The 22589-nt window shown below is 49.7% G+C and carries 20 protein-coding genes; 4 read left to right on the top strand and 16 right to left on the bottom strand.

What is annotated here, in order from left to right; genetic code table 11:
• Nucleotides 1-45: 45 nt before the first annotated feature.
• The 3 genes from AC04MQ_RS18765 to AC04MQ_RS18755 form a co-directional block, all read right to left on the bottom strand.
• Nucleotides 46-609: a hypothetical protein gene (locus AC04MQ_RS18765; RefSeq protein ID WP_015090031.1), complete on the bottom strand. Its 564-nt coding sequence runs from the start codon at nucleotides 607-609 to the stop codon at nucleotides 46-48.
• A gap of 9 nt (nucleotides 610-618) precedes the next feature.
• Entirely contained in the window at nucleotides 619-969 is a 351-nt protein-coding gene (locus tag AC04MQ_RS18760; RefSeq protein WP_015090030.1) for a BON domain-containing protein, read from the bottom strand.
• 168 nt (nucleotides 970-1137) lie between these two features.
• Nucleotides 1138-1443, bottom strand: a complete 306-nt coding sequence (locus AC04MQ_RS18755) for a hypothetical protein (RefSeq protein ID WP_015090029.1) — start codon at nucleotides 1441-1443, stop codon at nucleotides 1138-1140.
• Nucleotides 1444-1621: 178 nt separating this feature from the next.
• On the opposite strand from AC04MQ_RS18755, the gene AC04MQ_RS18750 reads away from it, so the two are divergent.
• On the top strand, nucleotides 1622-2494 hold the full coding sequence (locus tag AC04MQ_RS18750; RefSeq protein ID WP_475392820.1) for a DUF72 domain-containing protein: 873 nt from the start codon (nucleotides 1622-1624) through the stop codon (nucleotides 2492-2494).
• Nucleotides 2495-2497: 3 nt separating this feature from the next.
• Here AC04MQ_RS18750 and AC04MQ_RS18745 read toward each other — a convergent pair whose 3' ends face one another.
• The 6 genes from AC04MQ_RS18745 to AC04MQ_RS18720 form a co-directional block, all read right to left on the bottom strand.
• Entirely contained in the window at nucleotides 2498-2860 is a 363-nt protein-coding gene (locus tag AC04MQ_RS18745; RefSeq protein ID WP_015090027.1) for a 4a-hydroxytetrahydrobiopterin dehydratase, read from the bottom strand.
• 103 nt (nucleotides 2861-2963) lie between these two features.
• Nucleotides 2964-6074, bottom strand: coding sequence for an efflux RND transporter permease subunit (locus tag AC04MQ_RS18740; RefSeq protein ID WP_475392819.1), 3111 nt, complete (start codon nucleotides 6072-6074; stop codon nucleotides 2964-2966).
• Between the two features lies 1 nt (nucleotide 6075).
• Entirely contained in the window at nucleotides 6076-7353 is a 1278-nt protein-coding gene (locus AC04MQ_RS18735) for a TolC family protein (protein WP_475392818.1), read from the bottom strand.
• 121 nt (nucleotides 7354-7474) lie between these two features.
• A complete protein-coding gene (locus AC04MQ_RS18730; RefSeq protein ID WP_235046261.1) occupies nucleotides 7475-8920 on the bottom strand; it encodes a L,D-transpeptidase in 1446 nt (481 codons plus the stop codon).
• Nucleotides 8921-9097: 177 nt separating this feature from the next.
• Nucleotides 9098-9427, bottom strand: a complete 330-nt coding sequence (locus AC04MQ_RS18725) for a DUF1904 domain-containing protein (protein WP_041578245.1) — start codon at nucleotides 9425-9427, stop codon at nucleotides 9098-9100.
• Nucleotides 9428-9448: 21 nt separating this feature from the next.
• The gene (locus tag AC04MQ_RS18720; protein ID WP_475392817.1) at nucleotides 9449-12679 is read right to left on the bottom strand and encodes a tail fiber domain-containing protein; all 3231 of its coding nucleotides are present in this window, start codon (nucleotides 12677-12679) and stop codon (nucleotides 9449-9451) included.
• 245 nt (nucleotides 12680-12924) lie between these two features.
• On the opposite strand from AC04MQ_RS18720, the gene AC04MQ_RS18715 reads away from it, so the two are divergent.
• Nucleotides 12925-14031 (top strand): OmpA family protein, encoded by a 1107-nt coding sequence (locus AC04MQ_RS18715; protein ID WP_015090021.1) that lies wholly within the window; start codon nucleotides 12925-12927, stop codon nucleotides 14029-14031.
• Between the two features lie 54 nt (nucleotides 14032-14085).
• On the opposite strand, the gene AC04MQ_RS18710 is transcribed toward AC04MQ_RS18715, so the two are convergent.
• From AC04MQ_RS18710 to AC04MQ_RS18680, 7 genes are all read right to left on the bottom strand, one after another.
• A complete protein-coding gene (locus AC04MQ_RS18710; RefSeq protein WP_475392816.1) occupies nucleotides 14086-14394 on the bottom strand; it encodes a hypothetical protein in 309 nt (102 codons plus the stop codon).
• Nucleotides 14391-14879, bottom strand: coding sequence for an RNA polymerase sigma factor (locus AC04MQ_RS18705; RefSeq protein WP_015090019.1), 489 nt, complete (start codon nucleotides 14877-14879; stop codon nucleotides 14391-14393). The genes AC04MQ_RS18710 and AC04MQ_RS18705 overlap by 4 nt, the downstream gene beginning before the upstream one ends.
• An 8-nt stretch (nucleotides 14880-14887) precedes the next feature.
• The gene (locus tag AC04MQ_RS18700) at nucleotides 14888-15322 is read right to left on the bottom strand and encodes a Spy/CpxP family protein refolding chaperone (protein ID WP_015090018.1); all 435 of its coding nucleotides are present in this window, start codon (nucleotides 15320-15322) and stop codon (nucleotides 14888-14890) included.
• 77 nt (nucleotides 15323-15399) lie between these two features.
• Entirely contained in the window at nucleotides 15400-16020 is a 621-nt protein-coding gene (locus AC04MQ_RS18695; protein ID WP_475392815.1) for a pyroglutamyl-peptidase I, read from the bottom strand.
• A 37-nt stretch (nucleotides 16021-16057) separates the two neighbouring features.
• Nucleotides 16058-17794 (bottom strand): alpha/beta fold hydrolase family protein, encoded by a 1737-nt coding sequence (locus AC04MQ_RS18690; RefSeq protein ID WP_015090016.1) that lies wholly within the window; start codon nucleotides 17792-17794, stop codon nucleotides 16058-16060.
• Nucleotides 17795-18135: 341 nt separating this feature from the next.
• Nucleotides 18136-18819 (bottom strand): FliG C-terminal domain-containing protein, encoded by a 684-nt coding sequence (locus AC04MQ_RS18685; RefSeq protein WP_015090015.1) that lies wholly within the window; start codon nucleotides 18817-18819, stop codon nucleotides 18136-18138.
• Between the two features lie 281 nt (nucleotides 18820-19100).
• The gene (locus AC04MQ_RS18680; RefSeq protein ID WP_235046260.1) at nucleotides 19101-20231 is read right to left on the bottom strand and encodes an MIDAS family adhesin; all 1131 of its coding nucleotides are present in this window, start codon (nucleotides 20229-20231) and stop codon (nucleotides 19101-19103) included.
• Nucleotides 20232-20550: 319 nt separating this feature from the next.
• Here AC04MQ_RS18680 and AC04MQ_RS18675 point away from each other — a divergent pair, with 319 nt between their 5' ends.
• Together AC04MQ_RS18675 and AC04MQ_RS18670 are read left to right on the top strand one after the other, a co-directional pair.
• Complete coding sequence (locus AC04MQ_RS18675; protein WP_015090013.1) at nucleotides 20551-21174, top strand: hypothetical protein; 624 nt, start codon at nucleotides 20551-20553, stop codon at nucleotides 21172-21174.
• A gap of 163 nt (nucleotides 21175-21337) precedes the next feature.
• Nucleotides 21338-22351, top strand: coding sequence for an alpha/beta fold hydrolase (locus tag AC04MQ_RS18670; RefSeq protein WP_015090012.1), 1014 nt, complete (start codon nucleotides 21338-21340; stop codon nucleotides 22349-22351).
• Nucleotides 22352-22589 lie beyond the last annotated feature (238 nt).

Genomic DNA, 22589 nt, shown 5'->3' with positions numbered 1-22589 from the left:
TAGAAAAAGCCCCGGCCAGAAACCGGGGCGTGATATTAAAACTTACTATGGATGAGAACGCAGATCGCGCCCAGATGATTTATCCCCGCGAACTTCACCCGCTTTGGAGATATCTTCCCCACCGGATTCTTTAAGGATGCGTTCGGCTTTGTCCGCCCAGTCCCCGTCATCCACGTGAACTGAAATCAGGATTCCCCCTTCTTTCACATAACCTTCATAGCGTTTGGCTTCGTATTCAGGAATGCCGATACCAACCAGGGCCCCACCCAGCCCACCGACAGCGCCGCCGACACCAAGACCGGCCAATGCACTCATGATCGGACCTGCTGCCACCAAAGGCCCCAAGGCCGGAATGGTCGCAATCACTCCTGCGCCGACGAGCCAGCCCAGACTGCCGCCGATCACGGCTCCAGCCCCAGCACCGACGCTGGCACCTTCAGGTGCTTTAGTTCCTTTTTCGTGTGCGAATTCCCGGGTTTCGGATTTTTGCGGCATAAGAACAGAGATGTCACTGTTACGGAAGTCTTCCGCTTTAAGGCGGTTGACGCAATTTTCCAGTTGAGCACGATTTCTAAAAATACCAAATACTGAATTATGACCTTTTTCCATATGGTCCCCCTATTTCTTAACCGTCATCTGGTCAGAGACTTTGTTACCGGAAATTTCATTCGCGATTCTGCTGATTTTTTTCTTTTCATCCTGAGAGGCCACTGCTCCTTTTAGGGTCACCATACCATTCTGACTGACGATGGTGATGTTTTTTCCCATCATCGACATGGAGCCATCGCTGTTGATCTTTTCACGAATAGAACGGGTCAAAGTCGTATCCGACTCGTTCATACCCTGATCTGTGGCCTTGGTTGTCGTTGTCTCTTTTGTTGTGGTCGAATAGTGATCATCGCCCTTTGCGAACGTCGTGCACGCGGCCACAGTGACAATAAAACCAATAAACAAATGTCCGAAACTCATAAAGAACCTCCTTTGGTTAATCCCGCAACAGATAACTATGGATCCCTAATCGTGGGAACCATTGCATCGGTAATTTGCCAAGAAGCCAGAGAAAGATTCAAAGATCCTCAATTCACATAGAACTTTAACAAAATGGGCGGACCTTTATACGGGATCCGCCCCTGGACTTTACCTTGCAAGGAAGCGGCACCACAGTGGACGGCCGCGCACTTCACGAACAGAGGCACTGGCGGTATCTCCCGCCTCGACCACCTGATCAATACGTTCTTGTACATCATAGTCAGCACTGTCGCCCGACTGAGGAGCAAACGTAAAGACGACATACTTCATATCAAGTGTTCCACCCGTGCTGTTGTGGAAAGAACAGCTGTGCACATGCCCACTGGTTCTTAATTTCCCATAGTGGCTTTCCAGAAACTTCGCACCCGCCGTCAATGAGGATGCCGTGATCAAAAACATCAGAATCGTTTTCATACAGAACTCCTTTTTTTGTGAAGTCAGTCTGATGAAGTCCAGTGGCAACCGTCAACGTCGATACAATTAAGAAGCGTCCATCAAAATATCCAACTAAATTTGGTTAGCGGTTTTTGTATATTGAAGAAGCGAAGAACTTCCGAATGAAAAACAACTTTGTGCAAACTAAGATGAATGCATGGAATACAGAGTCGGCACCTCCGGTTGGGTCTATCCACCGTGGAGAAACACCTTTTATCCCCAGGATCTTCCCCAGAAGAAAGAACTTTTCTTTGCCAGCCGACATCTGTCTTCGATTGAAATCAATGGCTCGTTCTATTCTTATCAAAAGCCTTCAACCTATCTGCACTGGTTTTCTGAAACTCCGGATGATTTCGTTTTTTCCGTGAAGGGACCGCAGTACATCACTCATATCGCTCGTTTGAAGAATGTCGAAATTCCGCTGGCGAATTTCTTTGCGTCGGGAGTTTTACACTTGCGCGAAAAGCTGGGTGTCTTCTTATGGCAGCTGCCGCCCAACTTTGTTTTTAATCCGGAAAAGGAAGAACGTCTTGAAACTTTCTTCCGCCTGCTTCCCCGCACCGTTGCTGACGCTGTCAAACTGGCTGGCAAATCAGAACGCTTTCACGGTGAATATTCTGCGGATATAGCCCAGATCAAAAAGCCCCTTCGCCACGCCGTCGAAGTTCGCCACCACAGCTTTGAAAATCCAGATTTCATAGAACTGCTTCGCCGCAACAATGTGGCTTTGGTCTTTGCCGAAACCGCCGGCAAGTGGCCCTATATGGAAGACATCACCAGCGACTTTCTTTATCTTCGCCTGCACGGCGATGACACTTTCTACAGCAAAGGCTACGAACCCGAACAGCTGCGCTGGTGGTCGCAAAGACTTAAAGCCTGGGCACAGGGCAACAATCCAAAGGACAGCCTGACTTTACTGCCCCCCGTGACCGGTCCCGCCAAGGACATATTCGTTTTCTTTGATAACGATTTGAAAATCAAAGCCCCTCAGGATGCTGAAGGGCTGATGTTGCTTCTGAATGAAAGTTAGAATTCAGTGGGACATGGGGGCGAACTGATTCCCGGCCAAGGCATCAATTTTAGCCGCACAGATAAAATCATTTTCAGAGATTCCACCCAATCCCTCATTCACCGAGTGAGTGTAAAACTTCACCACACAGCGATTGTAACCCACTTCCAATTCTGGATGGTGATCTTCTGTGTGAACAATGAAGGCAATGGCATTTACGAAAGCGATGGTCTGATAGTAGTTTTTAAATTCAAAGGACTTGGCAATATGAAGACCCTGCAGGCTCCAGCCATCCAGCACAGTGAGATATTGCTGAATTTCCTCCGGGGTGAGCGCCTGATCCACCGGGTGACTTTTCTTTCGCAAAAGCTCCATCTGACTCATCATAAAACCCTCCGTACTTTTAAACCTCATTGTCCCCCAAGCACGGAAGGCTCTCAATCTGACAGTTCACATAAAAAAAGCCCCGCTGGAGCGGGGCTTTTGCCAGCTATTCTGCGTGTTCAACGGCGACTTCCCGCCGATCAAACCTTGCAAACAGACTGTATACGCAAGGAACCACGTACAAAGTCAGGAAGGTCGAAACAAACACCCCACCAATAACCGCGATGGCCATCGGCTGACGGGCTTCCGCCCCCGGGCCCAGACTCATGGCTGCTGGCACAGCCCCGGCAATGGTCGCAAAAGATGTCATCAGAATCGGACGAAGACGTGTCGGACACGCTTCCAATAGCGCCTGGTGCACGTGAATCTTTTCCGAATCCCGACGTTGATTGGTGAAATCCACCAGCAAGATCGAGTTCTTTTTCACGATACCCATCAACAAAATCAAACCGATCATACTGAAAATGTTCAAAGACTGCCCGCCAATCAAAAGCGCCAGGAAGGCCCCCGAGAAACTGAACGGCAAAGCCATGAACACCGTCACGGGATCAATGAAGCTGTTAAACTGGGAAGCCAGGATCATGTACGCCACGATAAATCCCAGAACCAGGGCAAAGATCAGGCTCATGAAACTTTGCTGGAATTCTTCTGCAGATCCGCTCAGCAAAACTTTGTATTCTGCCGGCAAAGTTTTACGAGCGACTTCCTGGGCCTTGTCCACCGACTGTTGCTGACTTAGTCCTGGGCCGATATTTCCATAGATGATGATCGAACGCTGACGATTCTTGCGTGAGATACTGGAAGCAACCGATGCTTCTTTGATGTCCACCACAGACGCAATCGGCACCAGCTCACCACGGTTGTTGCGCACTTTCAGATCCTTGATACGCTCTTGCGGATTGCGTCCGTTTTCAAGCATTTTCACGCGGATGTCATAACGGTGGCCGCCCTTTTCATAGCTTCCGACAACCACACCCCCCATCATCGCGTTCAAAACTTCACCGATGGCAATCACACTGACACCACGATCCGCCGCCTTTTGACGATTGGGGATGATCTGCACTTCCGGAGCCCCCGCCTGATAGTCCGAGCTGACGTCGGTCATAATCTTGCTGGTTTTAAGTTCTTCCACAATCTGTTCAGAGAATTTACCCAGCTCGTTCCAATCAGGTCCTTGAATACTGAACTCCACCGGGAAGCCTTTGCCGCCCCCGCCACCAAAACCTTGAGTCGAAGGATCCTGTACCTGAGGCTTTGAGTCCGGGATGGTTTTATTCAGATAGTCACGCACAACTTCGATGAATTCCTGCTGACTCAGCTCCTTGTTCTTTTCCGCAGACTTGCCGCGCTGACCTTTGGGTTTCATGTCCACAAAGATAATGGCATTGTTCGCCTCACCACCCGTGAAACCACCCGCCGCCACAAACGTCGAACTGACCTCAGACCTTTTAAGCAGGAAGTCCTCGATGATCTTCACCTTCTCGTCGGTGAAAGAAATTGCGGACTTGGGCGGATTGCTGATTTGAATCATCAGAGAGCTCTGATCCTGTGCCGGCTGGAATTCGCCTTTTAAGAAGGTCACCGAGCCAAAACTCAGGATAAAGAAGACCAAGGAAGCTAAGATCACCTTCCAGCGGTGATTCAAAGAAATCTCAAGAGTCCGGGTGTAGGCATTCTTAAGACGTTCAAACATACTTTCAAATCCGCGGCCGATACGAGTCGTGCGCTCTCCGGAGTCCACAAACTGGGAAGCGCGCATTGGCGTCAGGGTCAGGGCTTCCAAAAGGGAAATCATGACCGCCGCACTCATCGTCACACCGAACTGGAACAAGAAGCGTCCGATCAGACCTTCCATGAACGCAATCGGCAGGAAAATGGCCACCAGGGACACGGATGCCGCCATCGCTGCAAAGGTGATCTCGCGCGCACCGACCAGGGCGGCTTCGCGTTTGCTTTTGCCCATTTCCAGGTGCCGGATGATATTTTCCAGAACCATGATGGCATCATCGACGACGATACCAATCGCCAGACTTAACCCCATCAAGGTAAAGATATTCAGCGTGAAACCTGCAAAATAAAGAATAATAAAGCTTCCCAGCACCGAAGTTGGGATGGCCAGCAATACGTTGAAAGTCGATGACCACGATCCAAGGAACAGCCAGCACACCAACGAGGTCAGAATGGCTGCCAGAATCAGCGTCAATACCAGTTCGTGTACGGATTCTTCCACGAACTTGGTGCCGTCATAGTTTACAACGATCTGCATGCCTTCAGGCAGGGTCTTTTGAATTTCGGCAATACGATCTTTCACGGCGTGGGCCACGGTCACGGCATTGGATCCACGTTGCTTGACGACGCCCAAGCCCACCGCGGCTTTTCCATTGGCACGGGCAAATTGCACAACATCGACCATGCCTTCTTTGAACTCCACCACTTTTTCAAGCGGGATAGGCATGTAGTTCGGCCCCCCGCCGCGGCTGTTCACCAGGATCTTGTTGAACTGATCAATGGTTTTAGCTTCACCCAGGGTGCGCAGACTGTATTCCGTCTTGTCATATTCCGCACGACCGGCCGGAGGTTCGGCATGTTCGGTGCGCAAAGTGTTGGTCACATCAATCACGGACAGCGCATAACGGTTCAGGTCTTCATTGCGAACCCAGACACGCATGTTGGGTTCCAGATAACCGGGCATCCACAAGTTCCCCACGCCTGGTACCGTCGTTAAACGGTCCCGGACATAGTCCTTCACAAAGACCATCATTTCTTCCAGCGGCATCTTATTGCTGGAAAGGGACAGCCACATGATCGGGAAGTCCTCAGGATTGATCTTCATCACCGTCGGTGAATCCATATTCTGCGGCAAAGCATCCTGAATCTGGGACATCTTGGCCTGCACGTCCTGGAAGGCCACATCGATGTTACGTTCAAGATCAAATTCGACTGTGATGTCGGAAGTACTGTTCCGAGCCACCGACGAGATATTCTTCACACCCTGAATACTGATCAGGGCGTCTTCGATCGGGTCAATAACGTCGGCTTCCATAACTTCAGGCGCTGCGCCCTCGTAACGGACTGAAATGGAAATGACCGGGAAATCCACATCGGGAAGTTCACTGACCCCCATGCGCATAAAACTGATCGCACCGAAGACGATCAGACCAAACATCAACATCCAGGCAAAGACGGGTCTGCGAATTGATAAATCAGACAATGTCATCTTAGTCTTCCTTCACTTTCGGAGCTTCGATTTCTGCAGAAGCCACTTTCAGTTTCACCAGCTCCATCTGAGCCGCAAAGCGCGCCTGATCCAGGGCACGGGCTGCAATTCTGAAGTCTGTGAGCGCCACCTGCACGTCAATATTGCGTGCCAGTCCCCGGCGATAGTCTCTCTGCAAAACCTTATAGTTTCGTTCCGACAAATCCCCGGCCTTTTCCAAAGCCTCGACCTGCTTCAGGCGGGTTTGGAAGTTTTCGTAATAGGCGCGAATCTCCTGATCCGCCTGTCTGCGCAAACGAGACAGCAACAAATCCGCTTCAATGCGTTTGGACGCCGCTTCGCGCACGCGAGACTGGGTGGTGCCCCCTTCAAACAACGGCACCGTCAGCTTCAACTGCACGTCCCAGTTCAGACCTTCACTGTATCCGTCGGGTCTTTTAAGATAGTAATTTCCGGTCAGGTCCAATGAAGGCCAGTGCGCCCCTTTGGCGATGCTGACTTCCTCTTCCATGGCCTGGTGCTGACTGCGCGCCGCTTTGACGTCATAGCGGTTTTCAATTTTGTCCAGATAAGTCTGCAAAGATGCGACCTTCACCGACTTGGCCAGCTCCGGGTCAGTCAAAGGCTCGGCCGTTGGCAGGCCGGTCAAGAAAGCGAAAGCCTCGCGGGCCATTTTCAAATTACCGGTGATGATTTCATGTTCGGCATTCAAAGCGGCCTGACTGCTTTGCGCGGTCAGCGCATCTGAAGAACTGGATTCCCCACGACGCACGCGTGACGAAAGTTCTTTCACCCGCTCGTCATAAATTTTCAGCTGAACCGCGATATTATCCAGATCCTGTTCCAGAGTCAGGATGTTCAGATACGAACTTGTGACATCCTGATAAAGCTGAATCAGCGCCTGATTGCGGATTTCTTCCTGGGACTGCACCAGGTCTTTTTGCTGACGAACCGCTGCGAATTCTCGCAAACCCCGGAATAAAACCTGATTCGCCGTCAAAGCCACCGTGGTCTGCCGCTCAGGGAAGAACTGACGAGCCACCGGGTCTGACGGTGCCGGCTGCATGAAGTAAGTGGCGTTTGCAGAAATCTGCGGGAACATGCCCCCCCGCACCTGCTTCACTCGTTCACGAATTTGTTGAACTTGTTCATTCTGGATTCCGACTGTTTCGTTCTTCTGCAAAGCGGACTGATAAGCCTCTTGCAAAGTCGCGGAATAAGCACCAGAGGAAAGAACTGCGGAAAGACACACAATAGAAAGAGATGTTTTTCTTAGCATCCCATTATTCTTACTGAGGCAGTCCAATTTTCAAGACAGATTATTTCAAAGGCGCATTGGGCCAAATAAAAAAGGCCGAAGTTTCCTTCGGCCTTTTCCATTCAACCATGCCTGGTGAAATTTATTTGATAACAGCTGGTGGGTAGTAGTTGCCCGCGCCCGCTTGCAGGTAATCCGGAACAGAGTTCGTGAAGTCCGCCATACCACCTACACGAACCGCACCACCTGTTGCGTTGTAGTTCGGGTGGGAGTAGCTGACGAAACGACCCTCATCAACCAGGAAGTAACCACGGAAGTTTGTGCCTTGGCCCTTCTTCAACTTTTTGTCGATGTCGTAACGATCACCAGACAAACCGGAAGCCGCAGATTTGCTATAGTTCAATGGCATCACTGTCGGATAACGGTTCACCTGATAAATACCACGTTCAATCAGATTCACACCCGCAACCGCACTGATGCCCTGAGCTCTGATCGTAGCAGCATCTGCAGTCAAACCACCGGACTGAGCGGCACCGTTCGTCAACAGCATCCATTCCCAAGGAAGAGGGCGCTGAGAATCACGGTATCTGGAGAATGGAGCCGCCTCACGGGACGCTTCACGAGCATACACACGATAGATGTCAGTGCCTGGACCCAAAAGGTGTCTCATGTATGCCACCGCCTGATTTTCCAAGCGGGTGCAACCATGGGAACCCGGGTTGCTGAAGAAGTTGATCATCTTCATACGAGTGATTTCAATTGGCTTGGAACCATCTTTACCCCAGCCCATAGTGCCGTGGATCCACTGATAGTTCACGCCACCGTTTTCACCTGCCGGAGTCAACTTGGCTGCATACCAACCGAACGCGCCATAATTGGAAGTCTTGCCCTGTTCGTTTTTACGAAGCCACTTTCTTGCACCCATGTACAGGCTCATGCTGTCTGTAACCGGATCTGGAATATCCTTGATGCTCTGACCCGGAGTGTACCAGCGAGGATAGAAGGCTTTGCCATCCTGATAGAACTTCACCCATTCAGAAATACGGGCATGACCCACCCATGTTTTATAGGCATTGTCATCCTGACCATCACCCTCTTCGGGACGGCCCACAACCATGTCTGTTTCCATTACCATTTTATGGGCGCAATTCGGAGTCGCCGTGCAACGCTCATAGATACGGGTTTTCTCTGTCGCGATGTTCTGAACCACGAAATAACGTGACGTCGGCAATGTCAGCTCACGCTCGCTCAGATAATCTTTGGATACAAAGAAATCAGAAGAGATATAAGGAGATACCGTGGAAGATTTGATGATCTTGATCTGCACAAGCGGTGTCGCCTCATTCAAGACGTCATACACTTCGACCAGGTCATTTTTAGACAGCTTACCAACAACGTTATTGGCTGTGGTGGAGTTGCTGGAGCGCACGTTCAGCGTGTCAGCTGAAATATAGTAACGCTTGCCTACGATCAACTGGCTCTTGCTAACAACCTGGGCGGAAGCATCCGCAACCTGGGCAGAAACAGGGGAACCAGCCAAAACACTCATTAGAACCGCTGCTGCGACTCCGACTAAAGAAGCTTTCATATAATCTCCATTCATTGCACCCAGCCTTAAAGCAAGAAGCGTGAATGGGGTTTGGCACCCTCAATTCAAATAGAACCGGGTCTGAGATGAGGGCCTATGAAGAAAATACCTGACGAAGCTCAATGAGGGCCCTGTAATGCAGGCCCTGAAGGTGTCTAAAACTTTGACAGGGGATCTTTAAAAATGGATCCCATTTTCATAGTAGGACTCTTGAAGAAGCACCTGGAAGACAACGACAACATCATCGTATCGCCCGATCTTCTTAACCTGACGAGTGATGATAGAAGCACAGTCATCCTGCACTTCCTGAGAACGCGCAAACCAAAGAACTTCCACAAATGGATACGAAGCCGTTTCCTGCCCGGCAGAGAAAAACTGCGTCTGCACCAGCTCAAATGTGAAGTTATCAACAGAGGTTTTCATAGCCGGCGCCAGTTCTTTGGCAAGACTGTCACTGAGTTCCTGAACATGTTCTTTTCTTACGGCGCGCATTCTGATGTGTGGCATGCAGTGAAGCATACCACAGCGCTATTTGATACCCAAACGGCTTTTGATGATTTCAAGATCTGCGGCATGCTGCTGCAATTGCTTTTTCAAGTCTGCATTTTCCTGGCGCAGGTCCTTGTTTTCCTGCTCCACAGAAGCAATGCGACGATCATGATCCTGCAGACGCAGCTCCAAGGTCTGCAGTTGTTTTTCTGACAACTTACAAAGGCCGTGCAATTCCTGAACGGCATTGACCGTGGCCCAGTGGATCGGATCGACGTTCAATTCAAGATATCCGTCTTCACGAGTCTTCACCGCATCAGGAATCACCTGTTGAACTTCCTGGGCAATAAATCCTGTCATTGGCACATCGGAAGGCAGCTTCAGGGCATTGCCTTTTTTATAGTTATAGCGAACTGTGTGCAGCTTCAGGATTTCATTCAGACCGTATTCATAGTCGCCATGAATGTCCTTCAAACGGCGGTCCGATGCATTTGTCCAGGCGGTTCCGGTACTCAGTCCCGCGGTGCCCACAACATGCAGCTTATAGGACGGAGACGAGACACCAATCCCGATATTTCCGTTTTTATCAATCGTCATATGGTTTGCACTGCCGGTGACATTCGCATCAGCCGCCCCCGTAGCAGAGGAGGTTGCAAAATACATGCTGCCAGTGACAGGCGAAAAACCAATTGCGGCAGCATGAGCACTGCCACCACCATAGCCGGCGTACTTCTGAGATCCCGTGTGATAACTGTTAAAGAAGTAAACCAGATCACCGCCGGTATGAAAGATATGGCCTTTATTAATTTCCAGTGGCTGCCGCGGAGTTCCTGGTCCAATACCGACATAGCCGTTCGTGTTCACCTTCAAAGCTTCTGTGCTGCCGATCCACATCCCGATCTGTTGAGTAGCGTACAGATTCAGTCCTCCGGTATCGGTACCTGCTAACACGGTCGTGCGAGGTTTCGATGCTGCGCCAGATCCCATCCCCGTATAGCCAGCCCCCTGATGAGAGATATAGCCATAACGGGCCCCTGTCGCTGCCGTACCAACCAGGATAAGTGAACGAGAGTTGGCAGACGCATCATCCGTATTCAATAAATACTGAGTGACATCCCAATCCCCTGTCCCCTGGATATGCAAATTTGCAGCTGGATTGATAGTCCCAATTCCGACGGTTCCCTGAGGGCTCAGGGTCATTCGTGTCTGGCGTGCCGTGCCTCCGAGGGGTGTTGTTCCAAAATCAATGCTGGTACCATGAGCCGTCGCCGTGAAATCCTCCGCAGCCATGATCTGAATCGCTCCCGAATTGTTTGAAAAATTTGTGCCGTCATAGGCACCCAGTCCATAAAGGCCCATCAGGCGGTCGCCGGACTGAACAGCCAATCGCGAAGCATCAGTTCCCCGGGACTTATAGAAAGCGATCTCTGCACCATTGTTAGAATTGGCAATTCGTGACGCCAGAATGGTCCCACTGCCGTTTCCATGGACGTGCAACGCCGCCGAGGGGGACGTTGTATTAACCCCGACATTCCCGTCGCGATCTATCACCAGTCGATACTGATTATTGGTCTTCAGACCCAGGCCAAAATAGTCATTGGTTCCAATGACAGCATCCTGAGCAAAAGAGTTTCCGTCCTTAACAAAAACATCCGTCAGACCATATCCTGCCGCTGTGCTCGGATTGGTCGCCGCAGTCACACGGCCATAAGTGTCCACCGTCACAGACTTGTAGGTGCCCGCACCCACACCACTTGTCGGCAGATCTGAAGAAGCTATAGTCCGGAAAGACGGAGTTCCATTGCCACCATTTGGTGCGGCAAGGAAGGTTTTTGCAGTCTGGGATCCAAAGTTTGAAGCCGACACCACGATATTTGAACACGTCATTGTGTCGGACAACGAAGACCAGGTCAGAGTCTGTGACGAGGTACAGCTTGCCGCGGGGAACATGGTGTTGGTCGCAGTCACAGAGGAACGGATATCCGCCAACGACAAATATGCCGGTACATAGGACGAAGTTCCATCATAGCGAAGTACCTGACCTGCCGCTGTCGGCGCCGTAGCGCTGACAGCTTTTCCACGAAGGCCCACTACGGTGGCAGCACCGGTGTTGCTCAAAGAAATATCTCCGCTGATCGTCACACCCGTCGCAATATTGGAACCATTGCCAACAAAAACCTGGGCAGAATTCAAGGTTGTGCCCAGCTTGCTTCCGTCGCTCAACGTCTGACACAAAAATTTACCAAGCCCTGAAGACCAGTACATGGTTTGTCCAGTCGTACAGCCGGCATCCGCCACCGCGGTATTGAAAGAGCTCTGGGTTACGTACCCACTTAGGGTTGCTGCCAAACCAGTCACATCGCCAGTCGCGATTGCCGAAGACGTCCATTCAGCCCCATTGTACTTCAGAAAATTCCCACTGGTCGGAGCAGCCAAAGCCACCGGAACCCCCTGAAGTTTAGCCACCGTCGGGTTGGGATAGGTACCGCTTAAGTCTCCAGCAGCCGTGCCGGTTGGAACACGCGCATCAGACAAGCGCGAGTCATTTCCCGCAGCAACAGTGTTCGCTGTGGTTCCCACATTCAGGGTCAACGACGGTGTGGAGGTCCCGTTCACTATGGTCAAATAGGCATTCCCGGAAGTCACATCTGTGACTGTGCCGCCACTGGCCCCTGCCACTGCCGCACAGGAAAAATTTGTACCGTTGTAGCTTAAGAATGTTCCCGCACCGCAAGTAGGCAATACTGACTTCAAGACAAAGTCAGCTGCTGTGTTACTGCCCAGTTTTGCCGCGGAATAGGAGTATCCCGCGTAAGGGACGGAGCGTACTTCCGAATCCGGAGAAATCATCTTCCAGCCCGAGCCATCGTGGAACTGCACACGCAGACGGCGGATTTCATCAAACGCCGGTGAATAAGTCGCCCCACCGTCGCAAATGAATGACGTCCCCGAATTCTGGAAGGCATCCAAAAGTTTGAACGTCGGCGCCGTAGGGTAACCTTTAGTCCCTTGGCCGATTGGCACGTCAAAGACACCACCCGAGTTTGCCAGGTTGATACCGTTGACCTGCTCACGATAGATCACACACAAGCCATCAGGGCTCGTAACTTCAAAACTGAAGCTGACGTTGTTGTATTCCAGTGGAGTGCCATCCACCTTCAAGATACGCCCCTGATAAGTCAGGGAATTGGGAGCTGCTGTTGCAACTTGAGACAACAGAAAAGAGAAGAAGAAGAAGAAGAAGAAAAATGACGTTCCGTGGATCTTCATATCTTATATATCGGTATCTCTTTAACCCTTGTTTAACTGAATTAACGAAGATTCCCTCACCTCCTGTCTTCAGACCCCATATACGTGAACTTAACAATGTATGACACGTTCGTAAGCAAACGCAGGACCTTTAGTAGAATGGTTTTTATTTATCTCAACAAAGAACACCCTCTCAGACCTCCTAAAAATTGACCCATTTCCCATAAGGTCAATACTGAAGGCGTTCTACAAAAAAGGAGAAGACTATGAAAACAATCATTCTAACAGCTTTGCTAAGTGTCGGTCTGACGGCACAGGCCAACCAAGACTCAGCGACAACGAGTGCATTGGAATTCTCCAAAGAGGAGACTCAAATGGCACCCCGCGGAGTTCTTCCCTTCCTTGGATTGGGCGGTGGTTACACCGGGTATGAAACAAATGGTGCAACTGAAGGGACACCTTCAACGATCAAACTGCTGGGTTCGTGGTACCTGGAAAGCCCATGGGTCATGGATCTGGGTTATGGGGTAAATAATCAGCAATTCAGCCAGTCTTCAGGCACGGCCAATGAAACCGCCATCACCGATGGGGCATTGGAATTTGCTGCCCGCTGGGTCTCTGACAACCGCTGGCAGTTCGGGGTTGTGGGAAATCAATTATTCAACCAAGGTGTAAACTACACCGCGGATCAAGCTGATGCCCAGTTCGTGGGTTTACAGCTTTTGAAAGAGTTCAACATGAGCCCAAGCTGGCTGGCCCGTCTGGGTGTTCGTGCCCAGGCCTTGACGAACAACACTGAACAGCAAGTCGGCATGTACATGGTTGACCTGCAAATCGGTTGGAACCCTGGCGCCTACAAACCATCCGTCAGATCCACAGCCGCAGCTGAGCCTACTGTGATGGAAGAAGTCCAAGAGGACATCACCTATCAAGAGCGAGTGGAACCAGCTCGTCCAGTGGCCGCGGTTGAAGCCGGATCCGCTTTGAAAGACGTGAACATGAATATGATTGCCGGTGCTGGCAGCGCGATTCAGTTCCGTTCTTCCCAATATGCGATCTCCGGAGCTGACAACCGCAAACTTCAACAAGTCGCCAAAGTTCTGAATGAAAATCCGGACCTGGTTGAAAGAGTTGAAATTCACGGTTACGCCGACGCCACAGGCACTGAAGAGGTCAATCAAAGAATCTCTCAAGCCCGTGCGGACTCTGTGAAAAACATCCTGGAAAGAAATGGCTTCACGAATGTTGAAGCAATGGGTAAAGGAGCAACTGATTCTACAGGCATCCGAGCTCAAGACCGTCGTGCAGAGCTGGTCTTTGTCGGTGTGAAAGATGAAGAGGCTTTGAAACGCGCTCTTTCCACTATCCGCTAGAAAAAACTAAAAACCATTAGATCCTTAAACGCGAGCCCGATGGGTTCGCGTTTTTTATTCGCCATTGAACATGATAGCCATATCCTGATCAAAGTCAGAATCGACTTCTTTAGAGAACTCACTCCATTCCTGGAATAAATAGTCCTCTTCCGCCCCTGCCACCACTGCAGGCTTCTGGGTTTTCACTGTGATAACCAAAGCCAGAGTCGCCGCAATCGCAGGCACAAGAACCCACCACGCGCGTTGACGACGATGTTTACGATCTTCAATGTGACGCCAAATCCGGGAGGACTCTCCCAAAGGGGCTTCCGGCACCGGGGCCGCATTGTCTTTAAGGAAGTTTTTGAATGAATTATCACTCATAGACTCACTCCTTTCTTAGCCAGCAAATCGCTCATCTTCTGACGAGCCAAACTCAAACGGGATTTCACAGTACCTTCCGGGATCTCCAGGGCCAGAGCAATATCCTTCAGGGACTGATCCTCCAGATAAAAAAGAATCACTACCGCTCGCATATCCACATCCAGTGTGCCCAGAGCCAGATCCACCAGCTCGCGGTTGGAAAGATTCTTTTCCAGACTTTCTTCCACCTGCTCGGGACTGACTTCTTCCTTGCGCCCCGCTTTGCGCAGATGATCAACAGCGCTGTTGTAGGCAATCCGGTACAGCCAAGTCGACGCTTCACTTTCTGCCCGGAACTTTCCCCGGTGTTCCCAGGCTTTCATGAAGGACTCTTGAGTCAAATCACTCAAGGCAGATTCACCAACCAAACGAAACAGAAGGCCCCTCACTTTGTGTGCATGGGCCTCATAGAACTTCGCAAAGTCAGCGGCGTCAGAAAAACTCACAAAAGCGCCTACTCCTCAGATCCCTTGGACCCATGGCTGAATAATTTGGATCGCTGTTCTTCCGTCAAAACATCTCGGGCTGACAGCAATGTATCCAAGCGGGTCTTGGACAACTGCTGCTTTTTTTCCAGCATGCTTTGATATGCGGCAGTCACCGCTTCTTTGGAGGCGTTGCTACGCAGGGCCTCTTTGAAGGCTTTGCGGGCCGTTCTCATATCCTCGCGGCACTTTTGCTTTTCTGCCTTGGCGGCCTCACGAATGGCCTTGAGTTTGTCTTTTTGTTCCTCGGTCAGATTCAGCTCTTTCATTTTCTTGGGACTGAAGTGACTTTCCAAGGCGATCTCATCATTCTTATGATGTTCGCGGCCCTCTGAACGAGCCCAGGCATTTGTAGACATCATTGTCGCGACGAGGGCTCCTGCCAAAACCAGATTAAACTTCATGGTTTCCTCCTGTTTTGAATCTTTAGACGACGGCGTCTGCCACCAGGTTCAAAAATTATTATCTAGGATCCTAACGATCAGGATCTTTCTAAAATCGATCCTATAATCGTTTTAACGGCCTTTAACATGGTCTCCAGCTCCATACAGGCTGGACGTTCCGCTTTACCCTCAACCTGCTCCGGAAGATAAGGGACATGAATAAAACAGGCGACAATCTCGGGTGAAGAGCCCAGGACCTGCAAAGTTTTAAAGTAAACATTGTTGCAGACATACCCGCCCGCACTCAGCGAAATCTCCACCGGGATCTGATGCTCTTGCAAAAGCTGCATCCACTGCTCAATAGGGGCCGTAGTGAACAGTGCCGAGGGTGCTTCCGGGGAAATATTTCCCCGCACCGGCGTGCTGCCATCTTCATCGGGTTTTTCGGTTTCGTTCCAATTCAGCCCCACGCGCTCAAGACAGATATTCTTGCGCCCACCGGCTTGTCCCAGCATCAGAACAACGTCATAAGTTTGCATTGCCATTGCCGCCGCCACAAGCCGTGGGGCTTTTGCAAAAGACACCGGCAGCAGCAGCGTGTGCACCTGATCACCAAACGTCAAATCCCTCTTGATGTTTTCAAGAAGGATTTGGCTGGGATTGATGGGTTCGCCCAGAAATGGTTCAAACCCGGTAAGCAGAATCTTTTTCTTTTTCATTACTCGAAGTGGTTGCGTTTATTCAACGTGGCTACGCTTATTCAAAGTGGCTCCGCCATGTCATATAGAAATCACTGCTATATGTACCATTCAGTGGGTGACCTTTGATACGGAATTCCACTTTCGTGTTGAATTCGCGGGTCAGGGCTTGCGCTTCGGCATCGGTGCGAGGCACGCGAGCACCCAATTTGCTCAAAGATGAAATTGGCACCCAGAACTCACGAGTGCTCGTGCAAGTGCCACTGCCGGACCATGGGCCCTTGTCAGCACACTCGCTCCCCCCATTCCAATTGAATAAACGGAAGACCACTTTCGCCTGATTGGAGTTAGAATAGAAATGCCAACTCTGCCCGATATGTTCAAACTGCGAGCCCAGCTTCTTGAATCCAAAGGTCCAAGGCATCTCTTGCTTGGTGTTGTATGTGTCCACAAACTCCGGACTGTGAGTCAGAACAAACGTGCGCAAAACCGCTGCGGAAGCCTGGGCCCCATAGGAAGAAGAGAAGCCACAATGGTTGCCGTATTTCAGATTCAGCACCCCGACATTGGCGGACTTTTCATACAGATCATCATGCTCCATCACTTCCGCATTGATGCGGTTGTTCACAACAGAGTCATCTTTGGAAGCCCACACCATCAGAGGCGTTTTGACTTCCTCTTTCAAGTTCCAGAAGTTGTTACTTTTAAAGAATGCTGGTGTCGTACTGGCAATTCCACGACGCTGTAAAGATGTGGAAGCCAATGAACCAATATAATCTGCCATGTCCTTACGGTTGGAAGGAATGTGATTGTCAGTGATCAGATCCGGTACGTCGGCAACATAGTTACGAGCTTCTTTAAAATGCTCTTTGGTCATTTTCGCAAACGCACGGCCCACCACTTGCGTGCCGTACAAATGATCCAACGTCGGACGAAGACTGATTACCGGGCAAATTGCCGTCACAGAGTTATAAACCTTACGACCATTGGGCAAAAGATACTTGTCATTGAAAGCAGCCCCCATAACAGCGGCATTGCCTCCAAGACTGATACCCATCAAATGCAAGCTGGAGATACGGTCCTTGTGTTCCCACTTTTCCATCATCCATTTGCCGACTTCAATAGCTTCGTAACCTTCAGACCAACCGCCCAGGGTCACGCGCTTGTTATAATAGATGTAGTCCATGCCCGTCTGATTCGCCAAAAGCAAAACGTTGAACGGAGACTGATCAAACAAATGCATAAGATAGCTTTTCATCGAAGCCGACTGCGAAGCCGAGCAGAACACCCCGCACTTCACAATCACCAGGGGACGAGGACGTGCATCCTGCTTCAAGGCCAAAACCCCCGGGACACGAGTGCCATCAGGAAGTTTAACCATGAACTCTTTCACCTGAGGGTGGGAAAAGAATGGATACTGGAATTTGGAGAACTTCAAAAGTCCCAGCAGGCCTGTCCAGGACTTCTGCGTCAGTTCGCCTGAACATTTAGCGAAGTAAGCGCGTGCCACATTGTAGTACTGGGCCGTGCTGAGCTTCTTGCCAATAATGCTGTCTTCGAAACGACGCGGATCACAGGCAGGAGTGATTTCTTTGGTGCTCAGTCCATCGGGAACCTCTTCAAAGATTCCTTTTGTCTGCGGCACATCCGCACCGGCCTCTTTCGCCAATTCCTGATAAAATTGTGTTTCCAGATCGACCTTTGGCGCATCGGCCAAAGACTGGGCCTGAGCTGACAAAGTCAAAGATGATGCAATACCAATCCCAACAAACATGCTGAAAATCTGCAGCGACATTTTACTACCTCACGTACTTCGAAAGGCTTATCGGGGGCGGTTTTTAGCGAGTTTAGAGAAAACTCAGATTGTCTAAACCCTCGACAAAATAACGGGAAATCCAGACCAAGGACGACCACGAGTTTCCATGAAAACACCAACATGGTTTTCAAAATTCAAACGCAAACTGTTTCAAAATGAAATGATGAGAAGAAGAATAGGATTGATTGATTGATTGATTGATTGATTGATTGATTGAACAAATTAGAGGAAGAGATTGATCCAACCTTTTCGTCTATTCCCAAAAAGAAAAACCCCACCTAAAAAGATGGGGTTCGACGAGTTCGAATCTATGCAGTGACCTAGGCGATCTTTTTAATCTGCGACAACTTATCCTTAAGCACCGAGTTCTCATGCTTCAAAGCATTCACTTCGGAAGCCAGCTGATTCACCTTGCGCTTCAAGAACTCATTTTCCTGCTGGGATGCCGGATCCGAATCCCCCACGATATTGGGTTTGGAATCCTTCTTCGCCACCGGCTCAGAATCAAATGTCGGTGTCGCGAAGGCATTCACACTCAGCATCTCTTCGATGTTCTCTGGGATGTGCAGTTCAGGATCCACCTTTTCCAGACGGATAATACCCTGAGAAACAAACCCACGAACCTCTGAAAGCATCTTGGAAATACATGTCGACTTCTCTGCTGCCGTCGGCGCAGACTCGGCCATCATGTCAGTGATTTTTCTTTTGGAAATCGGCGGCAGGCAGGCCAGCAACTGATCCACCTGCTCTTGTGGATTGCCATGCAGAGCATTTGCCAGCGTCAACGGCTGCACGCGGGAGAAGATCTCCACCAGGTACTGCCCGTCCCAGCTGTACACGCGTGTGATGGTCAGGATGCGTTTACGAAGTGCTTCTTCCCAAGCCGGGCTTTCGCCACCGATCAAACCCAGGAACTGTTCACGCTTCGCTGCAGGTGATGTTTCCAACAGCTGAAGAAGTTGAAAGAAGCCGCCCTTTTTTTTGTATCTGTCTAACATGCCCATGGGTAAATTATCGGATGTGTAATGCAGGACTAAAGGACATCTGACGGCTATTTTTATTATCAAAAAAGTTTTATTCCGCGATGAAACATCCCCCATTCGTAGTGGCAAAAAGTTAGTCAAAAAACCAAACTTCCCGTCTCGCTTTGAGAAGAATGCTTTTGTAACTGAAGCCACCCGAACCAGCGAAAGGACACCCCTCGAAGGAAAGATCCATGATCCTGAAAATAAAAAAGGCAAAGCCGTGAAGCTTTGCCTTTACCAAAACGCTCTGCAATTTATTGTTAGTTCAAAGAATCACACTTGTAAGACAGGCTCACACTTGTGCCTGGGGACAGGTACTGGTTGAACTTCAAAGTCTTACCAACCAGGCTGTAACCCACTGGAGAACCCGACACAGTCACAATCAGATCCTGAGGGCTGGAACAATTCAACATGATGTCCTTGATACGGTCCGTGATCTTGGAACGGATCTGACCCAGCTGGGAGGTATAGTCGTTGGAGCAGATGTCTGCAGCCATACCCCAACCATTGTTCGTGAAGGACAGATACACATTCCCGATACTGCCTGTCACCAAACCCGTTGTCGGAGAATAGTTGTCCAAAGTCTGACCGTTTTGCTGGGCAAGACAGTTGTTATCTTTCACCACGATCGCATGCACACTTAAGGAATTGAACTTGTCAGCGCCCAAGCTGCTTTTTACGTTGTTGATCAGGTAGTTTGGCTGATCCATCTGATCCAGAACATAACCACCGTTACCATACAGACCGGATCTTTCATCCTCGTCCGCCAGGAAGATCACTGCCAAGTGAGCATCGCTGCGAATGAAGCTGGACGGATTGTTTTTAACAACCAGATTTGCAGCGTAAACACCACGCTCATCGCCGGATGGACAGTTCTGAGCATAAGCCTGGGAATAAGCCGAGGACTCAATAGAAGCCAGGTTCCCGCCGTTGTTGCGGATCCAGTTGGCAATGAACTTCTCACAAGCCAGGGTTTCAGGTCTTTGAATTGTACTGTTGAACAAACTCATGCGATTGCTGTGATTGCGGGTGATATAAGGATTGCCGCCGAAAGAAACCAGGCTGCCAGCATCGGATCTTGCCACATCGGTGGTTGTCATCGCGATACGATAGTCGATTTGTTGATTGTCCAGATCAGCAATAAAGTTTTGGAATCGCGGCGCCAGCCTTGCCTGTTCAAATGACATGGAGGCAGAGTTGTCATTTACTATAAGGATGTCGACCTTACCGCGGCCCGCAGTCTGGGAGTAATTGAATGCGTATTTGCCGTTCTCGACCACACAGCCTGAGTCTTTACATTTGCTGTCGTCCAAAGAGAACTTCACCGGGGAACATCCCACGTAAAGCCCTACAAAGAAGGAAATGGCAGCCATTCTGGTAAGTGTTTTCATAGACACACCTCTCTCAACCTCCATACATCCAAGGTCAGTGCCAAAACCGGGTGTTTTTTACAAATATCTGTAATTACAGACTTTTTACTGTTTCATTTTGACCCCTTGGCACCCTCGCCCCTGTCGATCTCTTGGACAGGAGCCCCCGAAAGACACTTTTTTGTCTGCAATTTCAGAGGCTTATAAACTTCCCACCACCTAGGCCGAAGGAGCGATTTTGGTCCTCGGGCCGAAAGCCTTTGAGGCTGGGTTCAATCTTTCCAATAATAGAAGGGCTGGCTCTTGCCGGCCAAAGCTGCACATCATTGGGAGCATCTGCATGATCACAAAATTATTGGGCACCTTCATCATCCTGGCCGCTTTTACGATTGGATATATTGTCCTGAAAGATGACCTGGGACTTAGCACCACAAAAAAGAGCAACGGCAAACAAACCGAAGCCTGCATTCAACTGACTCCGGCACAGCAACTATCCAAAATGATCAATGACGATTTCCAAAATCTGGCCGTCAACGGCGAGCTGCCTGCAGAATGGTCCAATATCGCCACCGTAGAACTGCGCATGAATTCAGTTTTGGCAAAAACAATCCTGGGCAAAGAACGTCCGAATATTCAAAGGGTCAAAGAGGGGGCCAATTATCTGGAACTTGAGATCATGGATCTTCCAGACGATGAAAATCCCGGCATCATCATTCAGGCAAGTCTGTTCGATATCAAATCCAAGAATAAAATCTTCGAAATCGGCCGTACTTACACAATGAATGATCTGAATCGTGTAACTCCACCACAAACCGAAGAGCCAGCAAAAGCGGATGCTTCGGCAAAACCCACAGCTCCACCTGCGCCAAATGCCCCGCCAGAGAGCAGTGCAACTCCTCAGCAGCAACCAGCGGTTCAGCAGTCAACTCCCGGCGCTCAGCCGGCGAATCCACCAAAACAATAGAAAATAGTTTTCCGACAAATGAACCGAAATACTGCCTGACCGTCTAAAGAACTCAGGCAGTATTAGATCCACTGCTCTGATTTTTTTAACTTCGGCCTCGAATAAAAAAGGCAACTCCCAGCTTGTCGTCGCAACTTCGAGACCAACAGCAAAGGAGATCAACATGAAAAACACCCTGCTAGTCGCAGCCCTGCTGATAACCACGGCCTGCGCAAGTACCAGCACAAAACCAACTGCCGAAACCAAAACAGCCAAAGGCTTCGATTCAGTACTGTCGACCTATCAATATCCTTTCCCGGTGCACTTCCATAATTTCAAATCCCAAGGCCAGGATCTGAAAATGGCGTACATGGATATCGCCCCCACCAAGGAAAGTAACAAAGGCGCCATCGTTCTGCTGCACGGAAAGAACTTTCCTGGTGCCTACTTTCAAACTTTGATTAACTCCCTGACGGCCGAAGGCTTCCGGGTGATTGTGCCGGATCAAATCGGATTCGGTAAGTCGACAAAACCCGCTTACTATCAATATAGCTTCCACGCTCTGGGACAAAACACCCAGAATCTTTTAAAGGCTTTGAATGTAGAAAAATACAAACTTTTGGGTCACTCAATGGGCGGAATGGTCGCCAGCCGTATGAGTTTGATGTTCCCAGATTCAGTGACTCAGCTATTCCTGGTGAATCCGATCGGTCTTGAAGACTGGAAAACAATGACTTCTTACCGTCCCGTCGAAGATGGTTTCCGCGGAGAACTGGCAAGCTCTCCGGAAAAGATTAAACAATACCAATTGGACAGTTACTACGATGGAAAATGGAAATCGGAATATGATAAGTGGCTGGAAATTCCAACCGGCTGGATCCTGGGCCCTGACTATTCAGTGATTGCCTGGAATGCCGCTCTGACTTCCGACATGGCATTCACCCAGCCTGTGATTTATGAATTCAAAAACATCAAAGCACCGACTGTACTGATTATCGGACAAAGAGACCGAACAGCCATCGGTAAAGCCTGGGCCCCTGAAGAGAATAAGAAGAAGATGGGTAACTATCCAGCACTAGGAAGACAAGCCGCCCGCCTGATTCCAAAATCAAAACTGGAAGAACTCAAAGGCCTGGGGCACATGCCCTTCATCGAAGACTACGAAACCTTCTGGCAAGCGATGAAAAAGCACCTTTAAAGAAACTCAGATCTACAGAACCAACAATTCATTTAAAAAAAGATCTATTAGAAACAGAGTCTACAAACGAAAAAAGCCCGGCATTGACCGGGCTTTTCTTATATCAAAATCCATTATCTACGCATCGCTTCGGAAAAAGTAAGCAGGTACCTTTTAGTCTCTCGTCAGATTTCGGGCATAAAAAAACCCGGATTACTTTCGTAACCCGGGTTCAAGTAAAATAGAGCTGGCGTCGTGC

The organism is Bdellovibrio sp. MYbb2 (assembly GCF_056175685.1).
The sequence above is the reverse complement of the archived record's forward strand: the minus strand, read 5'-3'. Positions and strand labels throughout refer to the sequence as shown.

What these genes read in the sequence shown, in the direction of transcription:
- AC04MQ_RS18765 (WP_015090031.1), bottom strand. Translation starts at nt 609, where the DNA reads ATGGAAAAAGGTCATAATTCAGTATTTGGTATTTTTAGAAATCGTGCT.
- AC04MQ_RS18760 (WP_015090030.1), bottom strand. Translation starts at nt 969, where the DNA reads ATGAGTTTCGGACATTTGTTTATTGGTTTTATTGTCACTGTGGCCGCG.
- AC04MQ_RS18755 (WP_015090029.1), bottom strand. Translation starts at nt 1,443, where the DNA reads ATGAAAACGATTCTGATGTTTTTGATCACGGCATCCTCATTGACGGCG.
- AC04MQ_RS18750 (WP_475392820.1), top strand. Translation starts at nt 1,622, where the DNA reads ATGGAATACAGAGTCGGCACCTCCGGTTGGGTCTATCCACCGTGGAGA.
- AC04MQ_RS18745 (WP_015090027.1), bottom strand. Translation starts at nt 2,860, where the DNA reads ATGATGAGTCAGATGGAGCTTTTGCGAAAGAAAAGTCACCCGGTGGAT.
- AC04MQ_RS18740 (WP_475392819.1), bottom strand. Translation starts at nt 6,074, where the DNA reads ATGACATTGTCTGATTTATCAATTCGCAGACCCGTCTTTGCCTGGATG.
- AC04MQ_RS18735 (WP_475392818.1), bottom strand. Translation starts at nt 7,353, where the DNA reads ATGCTAAGAAAAACATCTCTTTCTATTGTGTGTCTTTCCGCAGTTCTT.
- AC04MQ_RS18730 (WP_235046261.1), bottom strand. Translation starts at nt 8,920, where the DNA reads ATGAAAGCTTCTTTAGTCGGAGTCGCAGCAGCGGTTCTAATGAGTGTT.
- AC04MQ_RS18725 (WP_041578245.1), bottom strand. Translation starts at nt 9,427, where the DNA reads ATGCCACACATCAGAATGCGCGCCGTAAGAAAAGAACATGTTCAGGAA.
- AC04MQ_RS18720 (WP_475392817.1), bottom strand. Translation starts at nt 12,679, where the DNA reads ATGAAGATCCACGGAACGTCATTTTTCTTCTTCTTCTTCTTCTTCTCT.
- AC04MQ_RS18715 (WP_015090021.1), top strand. Translation starts at nt 12,925, where the DNA reads ATGAAAACAATCATTCTAACAGCTTTGCTAAGTGTCGGTCTGACGGCA.
- AC04MQ_RS18710 (WP_475392816.1), bottom strand. Translation starts at nt 14,394, where the DNA reads ATGAGTGATAATTCATTCAAAAACTTCCTTAAAGACAATGCGGCCCCG.
- AC04MQ_RS18700 (WP_015090018.1), bottom strand. Translation starts at nt 15,322, where the DNA reads ATGAAGTTTAATCTGGTTTTGGCAGGAGCCCTCGTCGCGACAATGATG.
- AC04MQ_RS18695 (WP_475392815.1), bottom strand. Translation starts at nt 16,020, where the DNA reads ATGAAAAAGAAAAAGATTCTGCTTACCGGGTTTGAACCATTTCTGGGC.
- AC04MQ_RS18690 (WP_015090016.1), bottom strand. Translation starts at nt 17,794, where the DNA reads ATGTCGCTGCAGATTTTCAGCATGTTTGTTGGGATTGGTATTGCATCA.
- AC04MQ_RS18685 (WP_015090015.1), bottom strand. Translation starts at nt 18,819, where the DNA reads ATGGGCATGTTAGACAGATACAAAAAAAAGGGCGGCTTCTTTCAACTT.
- AC04MQ_RS18680 (WP_235046260.1), bottom strand. Translation starts at nt 20,231, where the DNA reads ATGAAAACACTTACCAGAATGGCTGCCATTTCCTTCTTTGTAGGGCTT.
- AC04MQ_RS18675 (WP_015090013.1), top strand. Translation starts at nt 20,551, where the DNA reads ATGATCACAAAATTATTGGGCACCTTCATCATCCTGGCCGCTTTTACG.
- AC04MQ_RS18670 (WP_015090012.1), top strand. Translation starts at nt 21,338, where the DNA reads ATGAAAAACACCCTGCTAGTCGCAGCCCTGCTGATAACCACGGCCTGC.